A 13,320-nucleotide genomic window follows, 5' to 3' on the forward strand; every position below is an offset into this window, starting at 1 on the left:
TCTCAATATCTGAACAAACGGCGCCAGCGCGGATCGGCCATCTTAAATGGTTACTCGGCGCTGGCCGGGGTATTAATCATCCGGTTCAGCCACGGCACCATCAGCGCCATCACCACCGTGACGCCCAGCGTCACCAGGCCAATTTTACTGAACACATTGGTATAGACCGGCAAGGTCTGCAGCGGGTCGGTGATGTTTTCCGGCACCGCGGTGAAGGTTGCTACGTAGCCGCCCAGCAGGAACGCGGCGGCCTGGGTCAGGAACCACATCCCCAGAATAAAGCCCATCAGATGCTGCGGCACCAGCGCAGCGACCATCGCCAGCCCCAGGGCGCTGATCAACAGTTCGCCCAGACTCTGGAACAGATAAACCAGCACAATAAACCACGGCGAGGTTAACCCCTGGGCGTCGGCGAACCACATCCCGGCGGCCGCGGCGGTGAGAAAGCCCAGCGCGCAGAGGAACATCCCGAGGGTAAATTTCACCGGCATGGTCAGGTCTTTGCCTTTGTGGCCGAGATGGGTGTAGATCGCCGCCAGCACCGGGCTGGCGACCACTACCCAGAAGGGATTCAGCGCCTGGAAGCTGACCGGGTTGATGGTAAAGCCAAGGATCTCATGATGGACGTTGTTGATGGCGAAGAAGTTCAGCGAGGTCGGCATCTGGGCATACAGAATGTAGAACAGTACCGCCTCGATCATCAGGATAAAGGCGACGAACATTTTGTTGCGTCCGGTTTTATCGAGGCGAAACGCCTCACGGAAAAAGAACGCAATAACCACGACCGACAGGACAATCAGCACCAGGTTGGCAATCATCACGTTATGCATCAGCCAGGCGCAGAGAAAAATCATTACCACCGTCCCGGCCAGCACCAGCGCCAGATTGCGCAGGCTGAGGGGGCGATGATCCGGCTCAGAACCAATATCTTTCACCATCCCGCGACAGGCGAAGTAGACCAGCAGCGCGATAATCAGCCCCGCGCCGCACAGGTTATAGGTTACCGCGTAGCCAAACTTTTCGGCGATCACCGGCGCCAGCGAGAGCGACAGCAGTGAACCGATGTTTATCGACATATAGAACAGGGTAAATGCCCCGTCGAGACGGGCATCCTTCGGCGGATAGCATTTGGAGAGCAGGCTCGCCGGATTGGCTTTAAACAAACCGTTGCCGACGGCGATGGTGCCGAGAGCGATAAAGATCAATTGCGGTTTCAGCAGCGACATCCCGGTCATAAAGTAGCCGATAGCCAGCACAATCGCGCCGAGCACCAGCGTGCGTTTGGTCCCCAGCAGATGGTCGCCAACGTAGCCGCCGATGGAGATCAGCCCGTAAACCAGCGCTGCGAAGGCGCCGAAGGTGATAAAGGCCTGTTCCTGAGAGAAGCCCAGCTGTTTAACAAAGAAGACCGCCAGGATCCCCTGAACGCCGTAATAGCCAAAACGTTCCCAGAGCTCCACAAAGAAGATCATGAAGAACGGACGAGGTTGCTGCAGCAAGCCCGTAGGTGCAGTTGTATTCATATTCCTTCGCCTTGTTTTACTTTCCCAAAAAGTATGAACGCGTATGCCAGAACGCGCTGAAAATGTCTGATCACTCGCCATGCTGCGGTTATTGGCTTAATGAATAGATTATTATATAGATATTTTGCTGAATAACTGGTTTATCACACTAATTGAATGGCTTATTTGCGGATTGAAGTTCTGTTACGCGTCGGCGGAGGGCAGAAATAAAAAACGCCCGCATCGGGCGGGCGTCTGGCGCGTGGAAAAAGCGAAAATTATTCGTCTTCTTCGTCACGCAGCGGAACGATCAGCATGTCGACATGAACGGTGTTGATCAGCTGGCGGGCAGAGGACATCAGCTTGCTCCAGAAGTCCTGATGGTGGCCGCAGACCACCAGGTCCATATCGTATTTTTTAATCGCATCGACCAGCACCTGGCCGAGGTCGCCGCTGCCGCTCAGGGTCTCGGTGATCGGGTAGCCCGCGTTGGTTGAGAGCTCGGTCAGCGCGTGATGGGTCTCTTCGGAGATGCGTTTTTGCATATCGCCGAGGTTCACGTCAATCAGCCCGGTATAGAGGTCGGAGTAGTTCACATCCACGTGGATCAGGGAGACTTTCGCGTTATATGGACGGGCCATAGAAACGGCTTTTTCAACCAGTACTTTACTCTCCGGGGACAGGTCTACTGCAATAAGAATATGTTTGTAAGCCATAGTGTTACTCCTTCCATAAGTTTGTCGATGACCATTGGACCTGACAGCTGGCGCTGCCGTTTCGCCCGCGTCCTGCGTGCTACATTCGCGGGAGGGTAGCCTTTAAGGACTTCATTGTTGAAGATATTTCTTACCTTATAGCGCCCCCCGCACTCCGTCAATGCACTGGGTTCACCTAAAAGTTAAACAAATTTATCCGTCTTACGTATTGATAACGAATAACCTTGTGGTAAAAAAATTAATGGATCTCCTACACTATTTAATGAGCCGGTCGGGAAAATAAATGTGATCGGAATCGCACTCTTTACGGTATGGTCGTGGGTTATTTGGGGAGCGGTAGCCGCGGAGGGGTTCTCCGTGGGCGGGTCGCCGGGGAGGAGGTATGATCAGCACTATTGCGCTGTTTTGGGCCCTGTGTGTCGTTTGTGTGGTGAATATGGCACGCTACTTCTCATCGTTGCGTGCATTATTGGTTGTGCTACGTGGTTGCGATCCCTTGCTCTATCAGTACGTTGATGGCGGCGGCTTTTTTACCTCGCACGGGCAGCCCAGCAAACAGATGCGGCTGGTGTGGTATATCTATGCCCAGCGCTACCGTGATCATCACGATGATGAATTTATTCGTCGCTGCGAACGCGTCCGTCGGCAGTTTATCCTGACCAGCGCCCTGTGCGGTCTGGTGGTGGTGAGCCTGATTGCGCTAATGATCTGGCACTAACGACATCTTCGGGATAAAAAAACGGGCCAGCAAGCTGGCCCGTGTTGAACGAATAACGCTTAAATCAGTTTCAGGGAGAGCCAGTAAAGGACGCCTGAAAGGATAATCGCTGCCGGCAGGGTCAGCACCCAGGCCATCAGAATGCTGGTCACCGTCTTTTTCTGCAGACCACCGCCATCCACCAGCATCGTCCCCGCTACCGAGGAGGAGAGTACGTGGGTGGTGGAAACCGGCATCCCGGTGTAGCTCGCCAGACCGATAGAAACCGCCGCGGTCATCTGAGCCGACATCCCCTGAGCGTAGGTCATGCCTTTCTTACCAATCTTCTCACCGATGGTGGTCGCCACGCGGCGCCAGCCGATCATGGTGCCGATACCCAGTGCCAGCGCGACAGCCATGATAATCCAGATTGGCGCGTACTCGATGGTGCTCAGCATATCGGTTTTCAGTTTCTTCAGCAGACGCTGGTCGTCAGCGCTCACATCCGGCAGCTTCGCTACTTTGTCGGTGGTGTCGGAGATGCAGAGCATGATGCGACGCAGCTGGCCGCGCTGTTCCGGTTTTAGCGACTCGTAGTTCTCAACGCCGGTCAGCATGATTTTAACACGGTCAAGGGCGTTGATGGTGTTCGCCGGATGGCAGTGGAACTCGCCATTGGCCGCGGTGTTGGTATCCGGAGAAGGCACCAGCTGATCAACGCCGGTGGCTTTTTTCAGCAGTTCAGGACGCTGCTGGAAGAAGGTTTCCACGTTGTTGACCGCATCGCGGGTACGGGTGATTTCGTAACCAGAGGCATTCATATTCACCACGAAACCCGCCGGGGCAACGCCAATCAGCACCAGCATCACCAGACCAATGCCTTTCTGCCCATCGTTAGCGCCGTGAGAGAACGACACGCCAATAGCAGACAGGATCAGCGCGATACGGGTCCAGAACGGCGGCTTTTTCTTGCCGTCTTTCTTTTCACGTTCCGCGGGGGTCAGGTGGATACGCGCCCGTTTTTTGGTTCCGCTCCAGTAGCGACGCAACAGGAAAATCAGGCCGCCCGCAATCACCAGGCCGACGATGGGCGAGATGATAAGCGAAGCAAAAATCCCGATGACTTTCGGGATATTCAGCGCGTCAACCACGGAGGTACCGGTCATCAGCGCGTTGGTTAAACCAATACCGATGATGGCGCCAATCAGGGTGTGAGAACTGGAGGCCGGAAGACCGAAGTACCAGGTGCCGAGGTTCCAGATGATCGCCGCCAGCAGCATAGAGAACACCATGGCGAGGCCATGCGCGGAACCCATGTTAAGCAGCAGATCGGTCGGCAGCATATGCACGATGGCATAGGCTACGCTGAGACCGCCCAGCAGAACGCCGAAGAAGTTGAAGAGCGCTGCCATCGCCACCGCGAGCTGCGACCGCATGGCGCGAGTGTAGATAACCGTAGCCACCGCGTTTGCGGTATCATGGAAACCGTTAATCGCTTCGTAGAACAGTACAAAAGCTAAAGCAAGCAATAATAATAGTCCGGTATGTAAATCCAGACCGGCAAATAAATGTAGCATAGGACGTTACGCCATTTTGAGGACATGAACGCGGCGCATTATCAGTGACTTTAGCGGCGCGGGCAAAGTGAAATATAGACTTTTTTTGATTTTCTTCCTGTTTAGGTTTTACCCTGTTGGGAGTAATCCTATATCTTTCAATGATGTATCTAATGCGGGATTTTTCCCGCTGGTGTGACCAGAGTGAAATATTTACAAAACCCGACAATTGGGGAACGAGGAACGCGGTGTGGAAAGGTTTGATGCCATTGTCGTTGGCGCCGGAGCGGCGGGAATGTTTTGCGCAGCGCAGGCGGGCCAGCTCGGCTGCCGCGTCCTGCTGCTCGATAACGGCAAAAAGCCGGGGCGAAAAATTCTGATGTCCGGCGGCGGCCGCTGCAACTTTACCAACATGTATGTTGAGCCGGCGGCCTATTTGAGCCAAAACCCGCATTTTTGCAAATCTGCCCTGGCGCGCTACACCCAGTGGGACTTTATCGAGCTGGTCGGCAAATATGGCATCGCCTGGCATGAGAAGACGCTCGGCCAGCTGTTTTGTGATGATTCGGCGAAGCAGATCGTCAATCTGCTGCTCGCGGAATGCGAAAAGGGTGACGTGCAGATCCGCCTGCGCAGCGAAATTCTCAGCGTCGAGCGAGATGAACAAGGCTACCGGCTACAGGTGAACGGCGAAACGCTGTTGACCAAAAAGCTGGTGATTGCCTCCGGCGGTCTGTCGATGCCGGGGCTCGGCGCCTCGCCGTTTGGCTATAAAGTCGCCGAGCAGTTCGGCCTGAAGGTGCTGCCGACCCGCGCCGGGCTGGTGCCTTTTACCCTCCACAAACCGCTGCTTGAGCAGCTGCAGGTCCTCTCCGGCGTGTCGGTGCCGTCGACCATTACCGCCGAGAACGGCACCCTGTTCCGCGAAAATCTGCTATTCACCCACCGCGGCCTTTCCGGCCCGGCGGTGCTGCAGATTTCCAGCTACTGGCAGCCCGGCGAGTTCGTCACCGTCAATCTGCTGCCGGACTGCGATCTTGAGGACTTCCTTAACGAGCAGCGCAGCGCGCATCCCAACCAGAGCCTGAAGAACACCCTGGCGATGCAGCTGCCGAAGCGGCTGGTGGAGTGTCTGCAGCAGCTGGGACAAATACCTGATGTGACGCTCAAACAACTTAACGTTCGCGATCAGCAGACGCTGGTGGATACGTTAACCGCCTGGCGCGTACAGCCGAACGGCACCGAAGGCTACCGGACGGCGGAGGTGACCCTCGGCGGCGTCGACACCAACGAACTCTCGTCGCGTACCATGGAGGCACGTAAGGCGCCGGGTCTCTACTTTATCGGCGAAGTGATGGACGTCACCGGCTGGCTCGGTGGGTATAACTTCCAGTGGGCGTGGTCAAGCGCCTGGGCCTGCGCGCAGGCGCTGGTGGAAGAGTAATCTACGCGTCCGGGCGCCCTGGTGCCCGGACGTCTATGATCAGTTCAACCCAAGAAAATACTGGGCGATTTTGAAATAGATAATCAGCCCGGTGCCATCAATCAGCGTGGCGATAAACGGCGCGGAAACTACCGCCGGGTCAATGCCGATCCGCTTAAGCACCATCGGAATGACCGAGGAGACGATCGCGCTCCACAGGGTAATGCACACCAGCGTCAGGCTGACGATCAGCGTGATTTCCATGCCAATCCCCATCATCCAGGCGCGCAGGCAGCCCGCCAGGCCCAGGGTCAGGGCAATCAGAAACGAGGTCGACACCTCTTTGCGGATCACCCGTCCCATATCGCGCAGCCGCACTTCCCCCAACGCCATCGAGCGCACCAGCGTCGAGGTGATCTGCGTTCCGCTGTTGCCGCCGGTGCCGATCAGCAGCGGAATAAAGAAGGCCAGCGCAATGGCCGATTCCAGGGCTTCTTCGAAATGCTGTAGCACGCTGCTGGTATAGGCTTCGGCCACGAACAGCAGCAGCAGCCACACCGAGCGTTTTTTCCATAGCGTCCAGGGGCTGATCTCGAGGTACGGTTTTTCCAGCGGCAGCGTCGCCCCCTGCAGCTGGGCGTCCTCGGTGACGTCATCCTCCAGCAGATGGGCAATTTCTTTTTCCATCAGGCAACCGACTAGCTCGCCTTTATCGACGACGGGTACCAGGTCGAGGCCGCGCTCGCTGAGCTCGGCAATCACCTGCGGGCGCTCGTCGTCAGGTTTGACGCGAAACAGGCAGCTGTCCATCAGGTAGCGGATAGACTGCCCGACATCCCCTTCCTGCAGGAGCTTTTTGACCGACAGGCTGCCGCGCAGTTTCCTGCCGGCGACGACAAACACCTGGCCGGGAATATCATCGCTGGCCAGCTGGGAGATAAAGTGCTCTCGCGCCTCATGGACGCTGAGATGTTCCTGCAGCGTAATAAAATCGGTACGCATGTACTGGGCGATTGCATCGCCGTCGAAGCCAGAGGTCGCCTGATGGGCGGCGCAGAGTTGAATGGAAGACATGATAAAATCCCTATAAAAAATCACTCATAGGGGCGAACAAGACAGGGTTAGCGCAGGCAGATCCCTACGTCCTGGTTTTAGCACTGCATAACGTATCTGAACGGTCATGACCGCCAGAAGTTACCTTGGCAACACCTTGATTCGATGGAAGCCTGTATTTCCCTGAGTGGTCTCTCTCGATACCAACAGGGCGGTAACTTGTATTTATGCAGGAGCCTCGCCATAACGAGATCGTTAAATGAGGCGCCATTATTGGCGAAGCGGGATAATTCACAAAGCATATAATTTATATGGTTTATCAACTGTTGATAAACAAACTTCATCAGGATTTGGCTTGACTTCATCTTGTGCTATCATTAGCTTGACTTCAATGGATGAAGTCATGGGGCAGGGCGATGGAGCAGCAGGTTTTATCTTTACGTAATAAACAGCGCCAGACGCTGGAGCAACTGTTTAAAATCCCTGTGCCACAGGGCATTAAATGGGCCGACATTGAATCGCTAATTAAAGCGTTAGGCGGGGAGATTAAAGAAGGACGCGGCTCGCGCTGTAAATTTTTGTTGAACCACAGCATTGCCAGCTTTCACAGGCCTCATCCTTCGCCGGATACCGACAAAGGCGCCGTGGAGAGCGTGCGCGATTGGTTAATCACTATAGGGGTAAAACCATGATCAAACCTAAAACGCCAAACTCAATGGAGATTGCCGGCCAGCCTGCCGTTATCAATTACGTGCCTGAGCTCAATGCATTCCGCGGTAAGTTCCTTGGATTATCAGGATATTGCGATTTTGTTTCCGATAGTATTCAAGGGTTACAACAGGAGGGCGAGATATCATTACAAGAGTATCTCGCAGATTGTCATGAAGCGGGGATTGAGCCTTATGCTCACCCGGAAAAGATGAAAACCTTCACGCTGCGCTATCCTGAGTCATTTGGCGAGCGTCTTAGCTCCGCCGCTGCGGAGGAGCAGGTTTCCGTAAATACCTGGATCCTTGAGACGCTCAATGAACGTCTCAAACAGGCTTAAAACAGCCTGCAGCAGCTCGCTATCGTTTTAATTTTCATCCGCTAAACACTGCAAATGCCCATGGCGCACGCCGCGCTGGGCAATCACGTCGTCGGCAAAATGCTGTACCTCGGCCATGTCTCCTTTCAGCACCGCAATCTCCAGGCAGTCGTCATGACTGATATGCACATGTAGCGTGGCGACGGAGAGATCGTGATGATGATGCTGGGTGGCCACCAGCCGGCTCGCCAGTTCGCGTTTCTCATGTTCATACACATACGACAGAACGGCATACCCGCGCCGTGATTCCGGCGACGGCGGATCCTGGTTGAGGGCGTCGCGCAGAATATCGCGTACCGCCTCCGAACGGTTGTGGTAGCCGCGGCGGGCGCTGAGCGCATCGAGGGCGGCCAGCAGGTCATCATCAAGGGTCAGGGTTACGCGCTGCATGGTATGGCCTCGTTAAGCAGAGTGGCAGGAAAAGGGGGGAGCACCGCTTGCTGGAGCGCCTGTCCGGCAGGGGAGCGCAGGCGTAGCGGTAGACTCACCGTTGCGGTTTCGACAATGCGTCCATGCTCCATCACCAGCACTCGCTGGCAAAAGCGTTCGACCAGCCGCAGGTCATGGGTGATGAACAGGCAGGCGGTGTCAAACTGTGCCTGCAGTCGTTTCAGTAGGGCAATAATCTCCGCTTGCAGCAGCAGATCGAGATTCGAAACCGCTTCATCAAGGATCAACAGCTGCGGCCGTACCGCCAGAGCGCGTGCCAGGCAGACGCGCTGCAGCTGTCCGCCGCTGAGCTGCGCCGGGCGCTTATCGAGCAGCGACGGCGCGAGGTCGACGGCCAGCAGCATCTCTTCCACCCGCCGCGCACGCTCCTCACGCGACAAGCGCAACAGATGGCGCAGCGGCTCGCTGACGATCTCGCGTACCGTTTTACGCGGATTCACCGCGCTGAAGGCATCCTGAAACACCAGCTGAATATCGCGGCGGAAGGCGCCGATGGCTTCGCCCTTGAGGGCGGTCAGCGGCGTGCCGCGCCAGGCAATATCGCCGTGCTGCGGCGTTTCCAGACCCACCAGCATCCGTGCCAGAGTGCTTTTCCCACAACCGCTGCGTCCGAGCAGGGCCACCGTTTCGCCGGGGGCGATGGCGAGTTGTATCTCGTGCAGGACTCTGCCGTGGTGAGGGTAATCGTGACTTACCCTGGTAGCGCTGAGTAGATTCATGCTGTTTTCTCCAGGCCGTACAGCGCCAGATGCGCGGCCAGCAGGCGCTGGCTCAGCGGGTGCTGTGGGGCGCTAAATAGCGTATTCACATCGCAGTGTTCAACGAGACGACCGTTCTCCATGACCGTCACGTGATGCGCCAGCCGCGCCACGACGCCCATGTCATGCGTCACCAGCAGCAGACCCAGACCGCGTCTGGCGACAATATCCGCCAGCAGATCGAGGATGCGCGCCTGGGCGATGGCATCGAGATCGGTCGTCGGCTCGTCGGCGATGATAAAGGGCGCGCGGCTGAGCAGGGCGAGAGCGACCATCATCCGTTGCAGCATGCCCCCGCTCATTTCAAAAGGGTAGCGCTTCAGTAGCGCCCGCGGATTGTCCAGACCGACCTCCTCCATCGCTGCCAGCAGCACGGCGTCATTCGTTTCACGACCCGCTGCCCGGCAGGTTTCCCGGGCGTGCGCGGCCATGGTATGCAGCGGGTTAAAGGCGCTACGCGGGTTCTGCATGATGGTGGCGATGGTCGCCCCGCGCAGCTGTTCGCCGTGCACCGGAATGCCGTCGAGAAGCACCCGGCCGGCGGTTTGCCTGACGCCGGGCGGTAGCAGGCCCAGCGCGGCGGCGCAGGTCAGCGATTTTCCGCAACCACTGCTGCCGAGCAGCGCCAGCACCTGGCCGCGGCGCAGGGTGAAGGAGACGTCGCTGACCAGCGGTCGGTCAGCGGCAAGCGAGATCTGTTCCAGTTGGATCTTCTGCGGCATCAGTGACTATGCTCCGCGATCAGGTGGGGATCGAGACGATCGCGCAGCGCGTCGCCCAGCAGGTTAAAAGCCATCACGCTGATGAACAGCGCCAGTCCCGGCCAGACCATTTGCAGCGGCTGGGTCCAGATATACTGCCGGGCGTCGTTGATCATCACCCCCCATTCCGCCGTCGGCGCGCTGACGCCGAGGCCGAGGAACGACATGCCGGCCACGTGAAGCATCATATGGCCAATATCCAGCGAGGCGAGCACCAGCAGCGAGGGGATCACCGCCCCGGCCAGATGGTCGCTGAACAGCCGCCATTGGCTGGCGCCGCTCAGACGGGCGGCGAGGATAAATTCGCGCTGGCGCAGGGAAACCACCAGGTTACGCACCATTCTGGCGTACCAGGCCCAGTGCGACAGCGCAATGGCGAGGATCACGTTGGTCAACCCGGTACCCAGCACCCCCACCATAAAGAACGACAGGATCGAGGTTGGAAAGGTCATAAACAGCTCGGCGAGGCGCATCAGGCCGCGGTCGGCGCGGCCGCCCAGCAGTCCGCCGCAGCCGCCGACCGCCAGGCCGATCAGCAACACCAGCAGCAGACAAGCCATCACCGCCCCCAGCGAAACGCGAGTGGCGGCCAGCAGGCGTGAGAAAATATCCCGACCGAGATGATCGGTGCCAAGCCAGTGCGCTGCGCCCGGCGGCAGCAGCCGCTGTTGCAGGTCAATCGCCGCTGGATCCCAGGGCAGCCACCAGCCGCTGCCGATGGCGATGACCGCCAGTAGCGCGATAACCAGGATGGCCAGTTTTACCGGCCAGCGAAAGCCATGTAGCCATCTCATGCGCTCACCTCCTCGTGGCGGCGCAGGCGCGGGTCGAGCGCCGCGTTAAGCACATCCACCGCCAGATTAGCCAGCACGAAGACCGTCACCATCATCAGGGTAAAGCACTGGATCACCGGGTAATCACGATTGAAGATCGCGGAAACCGCGTAGCGGCCGACCCCGGGCCAGGCAAAGATATTTTCGATAATCATGGTGCCGCCGATCAGTTCGCCAATATGCATACCCATGGCGGTCACCACCGGCAGGGTGGCGTTGCGCAGGATATGTCGGCGCTCCACCTGGCGCGCGCTCAATCCGCGCAGGCGCGCCCACACCACGTGACGCTGGCTGGCGGCGTCCAGCATGCTGGCGCGCAGCAGGCGGGCGTTAATCGCCAGCGACATAAAGGCGATGGAGACGGCGGGCAATATCAGGTGCTGCCAGTCGCCATACCCCATCGCCGGGAGCCACTGCAGATGCACGGAAAAGAGCATCACCAGCAGAAAAGCCAGCCAGAAGTTGGGCATCGAGACGCCGAGGAAGGCAATCAGCCGTACGACATAGTCCGGCAGGCGATCGCGATGGCGCGCCGCCCAGATGCCCAACGGCAGGGAGGTGACGAGGATCAGCGCCAGCGCCGCGCCGGTGAGCAGCAGGGTGGCCGGCAGGAAGTGCAGCAGGTCGTCCAGCACCGGGCGCTGGGTGGCATAGGAGAGACCGAAATCCAGGTGCAGCGCCCGCCATAGCCAGTGCAGATACTGCATTGCCAGCGGCTGGTTGAGCCCCAACAGCTCGCGGGTCGAGGTAACCATCTCTTCAGTGGGCGGCAGGTTCGACAGGCGTAAATAATCCAGCGCCGGGTCGCCGGTGCCGAGCCGCAGCAGCAGAAAGATGATAGCGGAGGCGGCGAGCAGCAGCGGGATCAGCAGCAGCAGGCGACGTAAAATATAGCGTAGCATTATGGCGTTACCGGGGTAATCTGGTCGAAAGGGATCTCGGTGGTCACCGGGGCGAACGGGATCTCCCCGACCTCCTGGTGCGCAACCGACATCAGCGAGACATAGCTGATGGGCAGATACACTGCGTCCTGATGCAGACGGGTCAGCACATCGTGGTACAGTTTTCTCCGCAGCGCCTCGTCCCCGGTGGTCAGCACTTCACTAATCTCTTTATCAATCAGGGCTTTGTCCGGCAGGCCTCGCTGGGCCTGGTAATCCGCATGCGACGGCACGCGCATCGAGCTTAAAAAGGCATGCGGATCGTAAGGCGCGCCCCAGGTGCGATTGAAGATCATGCCGAAGCGGCCTTCGCGCTGGCGCGCGTAAATGCTGCTCTCCTCCTCGCCCACCAGGGTGACCTGCACGCCGACCTGCCGCAGATTGGCCTGAATAATTTCGGCCATCGATTTAGCCAACGCGTCGGTGCCGATAAACGCCAGCTCAATCGCCAGCGGTTGCCCGGCTTTTTGTCGCCAGGGCTGGCCCTCCAGCTGCTGCCAGCCGGCCTGCTCCAGCAGGGCGCGGGCTTTTGCCGGGTCGTAACGACGCGGCGTCAGATCCTGCGGGGCGTAAGGGACGGAGGGGGCAAACAGGGTGTCGGCAACCTGTTGGGTGCCATACAACACGCTATCGACAAGGGTCTGTTTATCGACGGCGTAGTTGAGCGCCTCGCGAACCGCCAGCTCGCGGGTCGGGCCCTGGCTGGCGTTTAGCGCCAGCATCACGGTTTCCACCGGGGCAGACAGACGAGCCACGTAGCCGGGGTGATGGCGAAAACGTTCGAAGGTATCCAGCGGCAGTAGCCCTTCATCGCCGTAGAGCATATCGATTTCCCCGGTTTCGAACGCTACTGCCCGGCTGGTGGCGTCAGGGATCACGTTGATGGTGATTTGCTGTAGCGCGGGTTTGCGACCCCAGTAGTGCTCATTGCGTACCAGCACATCGCGCTGATTGAGCTGCGAGCTTGCCAGCCGCCACGGGCCGGTGCCGATCGGGGCTTTAATGCCCCTGGCGGTGCCACCATCGATAAACTGCGAGGGGGCGATAAAGCGGAACGGGCGGGGCAGGGCCAGCTCTTGTAGTAAAGGAGCGTAGGCGCTTTTCAGGGTGATCTGCAGCTCAGTGGCGCTGAGCGCCCGCACGTCGGTTATTTGGTTGGCGAGCTCAAGCCAGGCGTGGCGTTGGCGATTGGCCAGCACCGCCTGAAAATTGGCCGCCGCGGCCTGGGCGTTAAACGGTTCGCCATTGGAGAAGGTCACATCGTCGCGCAGGGTGAACCACCAGGTTTTACCATCGGCGGTGTGACGCCAGCGGATTGCCAGCCAGGGCTGGACACTGCCGTCAGCCTGATACTTCACCAGCGGTTCATAGACCATGCTTTGGGCAAACATCTGGTTGGGCGTATAGAGATGGGGATTCAGTGGGCCGACGTTAACCGGCCAGGCAGTGGTGAGCTGGTGCTGCGCGGCCTGAGCCAGCAGAGGGACGCAGGCGACCAGCGCCAGCAGGGTGAGGCGGATAATAGACAAGACGGCGATCTCAA

At 58.3% G+C, this 13,320-nt stretch carries 14 protein-coding genes and 1 riboswitch; of the genes, 4 read left to right on the top strand and 10 right to left on the bottom strand.

Annotated elements, in window-relative coordinates; genetic code table 11:
- Window positions 1–50 precede the first annotated feature (50 nt).
- Window positions 51–1,523 (bottom strand): dipeptide/tripeptide permease DtpB, encoded by a 1,473-nt coding sequence (dtpB, locus tag LGL98_RS01285; protein ID WP_002921264.1) that lies wholly within the window; start codon window positions 1,521–1,523, stop codon window positions 51–53.
- Between the two features lie 257 nt (window positions 1,524–1,780).
- A complete protein-coding gene (gene uspA / locus LGL98_RS01290) occupies window positions 1,781–2,218 on the bottom strand; it encodes a universal stress protein UspA (protein ID WP_004145166.1) in 438 nt (145 codons plus the stop codon).
- A gap of 382 nt (window positions 2,219–2,600) precedes the next feature.
- On the opposite strand from uspA, the gene uspB reads away from it, so the two are divergent.
- Window positions 2,601–2,936: a universal stress protein UspB gene (gene uspB / locus LGL98_RS01295; protein WP_002921203.1), complete on the top strand. Its 336-nt coding sequence runs from the start codon at window positions 2,601–2,603 to the stop codon at window positions 2,934–2,936.
- Between the two features lie 59 nt (window positions 2,937–2,995).
- On the opposite strand, the gene pitA is transcribed toward uspB, so the two are convergent.
- Window positions 2,996–4,492, bottom strand: coding sequence for an inorganic phosphate transporter PitA (gene pitA / locus LGL98_RS01300; protein WP_025710729.1), 1,497 nt, complete (start codon window positions 4,490–4,492; stop codon window positions 2,996–2,998).
- A 229-nt stretch (window positions 4,493–4,721) separates the two neighbouring features.
- On the opposite strand from pitA, the gene LGL98_RS01305 reads away from it, so the two are divergent.
- Window positions 4,722–5,915, top strand: a complete 1,194-nt coding sequence (locus LGL98_RS01305; RefSeq protein ID WP_136033801.1) for a BaiN/RdsA family NAD(P)/FAD-dependent oxidoreductase — start codon at window positions 4,722–4,724, stop codon at window positions 5,913–5,915.
- A gap of 39 nt (window positions 5,916–5,954) precedes the next feature.
- Here the strand turns inward: LGL98_RS01305 and LGL98_RS01310 are convergent, their stop codons facing one another.
- On the bottom strand, window positions 5,955–6,968 hold the full coding sequence (locus tag LGL98_RS01310; RefSeq protein WP_136033799.1) for a magnesium transporter: 1,014 nt from the start codon (window positions 6,966–6,968) through the stop codon (window positions 5,955–5,957).
- Between the two features lie 55 nt (window positions 6,969–7,023).
- A riboswitch (M-box (ykoK) riboswitch) is annotated at window positions 7,024–7,205 on the bottom strand.
- Between the two features lie 158 nt (window positions 7,206–7,363).
- On the opposite strand from LGL98_RS01310, the gene LGL98_RS01315 reads away from it, so the two are divergent.
- Together LGL98_RS01315 and LGL98_RS01320 are read left to right on the top strand one after the other, a co-directional pair.
- Window positions 7,364–7,639, top strand: coding sequence for a type II toxin-antitoxin system HicA family toxin (locus LGL98_RS01315; RefSeq protein ID WP_136033797.1), 276 nt, complete (start codon window positions 7,364–7,366; stop codon window positions 7,637–7,639).
- A complete protein-coding gene (locus LGL98_RS01320) occupies window positions 7,636–7,995 on the top strand; it encodes a type II toxin-antitoxin system HicB family antitoxin (protein WP_004181489.1) in 360 nt (119 codons plus the stop codon). The genes LGL98_RS01315 and LGL98_RS01320 overlap by 4 nt, the downstream gene beginning before the upstream one ends.
- Window positions 7,996–8,022: 27 nt before the next feature.
- On the opposite strand, the gene nikR is transcribed toward LGL98_RS01320, so the two are convergent.
- From nikR to nikA, 6 genes are read right to left on the bottom strand one after another with little or no spacing between them, the layout of a single operon-like run.
- On the bottom strand, window positions 8,023–8,424 hold the full coding sequence (gene nikR, locus LGL98_RS01325) for a nickel-responsive transcriptional regulator NikR (RefSeq protein ID WP_004181488.1): 402 nt from the start codon (window positions 8,422–8,424) through the stop codon (window positions 8,023–8,025).
- A complete protein-coding gene (gene nikE / locus LGL98_RS01330; RefSeq protein ID WP_136033795.1) occupies window positions 8,412–9,203 on the bottom strand; it encodes a nickel import ATP-binding protein NikE in 792 nt (263 codons plus the stop codon). Before nikE ends, nikR begins: the two co-directional genes overlap by 13 nt.
- On the bottom strand, window positions 9,200–9,964 hold the full coding sequence (gene nikD / locus LGL98_RS01335) for a nickel import ATP-binding protein NikD (RefSeq protein WP_136033793.1): 765 nt from the start codon (window positions 9,962–9,964) through the stop codon (window positions 9,200–9,202). The genes nikE and nikD overlap by 4 nt, the downstream gene beginning before the upstream one ends.
- The gene (gene nikC / locus LGL98_RS01340; RefSeq protein ID WP_136033791.1) at window positions 9,964–10,797 is read right to left on the bottom strand and encodes a nickel ABC transporter permease subunit NikC; all 834 of its coding nucleotides are present in this window, start codon (window positions 10,795–10,797) and stop codon (window positions 9,964–9,966) included. Before nikC ends, nikD begins: the two co-directional genes overlap by 1 nt.
- Entirely contained in the window at window positions 10,794–11,738 is a 945-nt protein-coding gene (nikB, locus tag LGL98_RS01345) for a nickel ABC transporter permease subunit NikB (RefSeq protein WP_136033789.1), read from the bottom strand. Before nikB ends, nikC begins: the two co-directional genes overlap by 4 nt.
- Complete coding sequence (gene nikA / locus LGL98_RS01350) at window positions 11,738–13,306, bottom strand: nickel ABC transporter substrate-binding protein (RefSeq protein WP_136033787.1); 1,569 nt, start codon at window positions 13,304–13,306, stop codon at window positions 11,738–11,740. The genes nikB and nikA overlap by 1 nt, the downstream gene beginning before the upstream one ends.
- Window positions 13,307–13,320 lie beyond the last annotated feature (14 nt).

It is taken from the genome of Klebsiella africana, from assembly GCF_020526085.1.
GTDB classification, from domain to species: Bacteria; Pseudomonadota; Gammaproteobacteria; order Enterobacterales; family Enterobacteriaceae; genus Klebsiella; species Klebsiella africana.

Excerpts from the sequence above, each read along its gene's own strand:
- dtpB (WP_002921264.1), bottom strand. The coding sequence starts at position 1,523 with ATGAATACAACTGCACCTACGGGCTTGCTGCAGCAACCTCGTCCGTTC.
- nikC (WP_136033791.1), bottom strand. The coding sequence starts at position 10,797 with ATGAGATGGCTACATGGCTTTCGCTGGCCGGTAAAACTGGCCATCCTG.
- pitA (WP_025710729.1), bottom strand. The coding sequence starts at position 4,492 with ATGCTACATTTATTTGCCGGTCTGGATTTACATACCGGACTATTATTA.
- nikR (WP_004181488.1), bottom strand. The coding sequence starts at position 8,424 with ATGCAGCGCGTAACCCTGACCCTTGATGATGACCTGCTGGCCGCCCTC.
- nikB (WP_136033789.1), bottom strand. The coding sequence starts at position 11,738 with ATGCTACGCTATATTTTACGTCGCCTGCTGCTGCTGATCCCGCTGCTG.
- LGL98_RS01320 (WP_004181489.1), top strand. The coding sequence starts at position 7,636 with ATGATCAAACCTAAAACGCCAAACTCAATGGAGATTGCCGGCCAGCCT.
- uspA (WP_004145166.1), bottom strand. The coding sequence starts at position 2,218 with ATGGCTTACAAACATATTCTTATTGCAGTAGACCTGTCCCCGGAGAGT.
- LGL98_RS01315 (WP_136033797.1), top strand. The coding sequence starts at position 7,364 with ATGGAGCAGCAGGTTTTATCTTTACGTAATAAACAGCGCCAGACGCTG.
- nikD (WP_136033793.1), bottom strand. The coding sequence starts at position 9,964 with ATGCCGCAGAAGATCCAACTGGAACAGATCTCGCTTGCCGCTGACCGA.
- uspB (WP_002921203.1), top strand. The coding sequence starts at position 2,601 with ATGATCAGCACTATTGCGCTGTTTTGGGCCCTGTGTGTCGTTTGTGTG.
- LGL98_RS01310 (WP_136033799.1), bottom strand. The coding sequence starts at position 6,968 with ATGTCTTCCATTCAACTCTGCGCCGCCCATCAGGCGACCTCTGGCTTC.
- nikE (WP_136033795.1), bottom strand. The coding sequence starts at position 9,203 with ATGAATCTACTCAGCGCTACCAGGGTAAGTCACGATTACCCTCACCAC.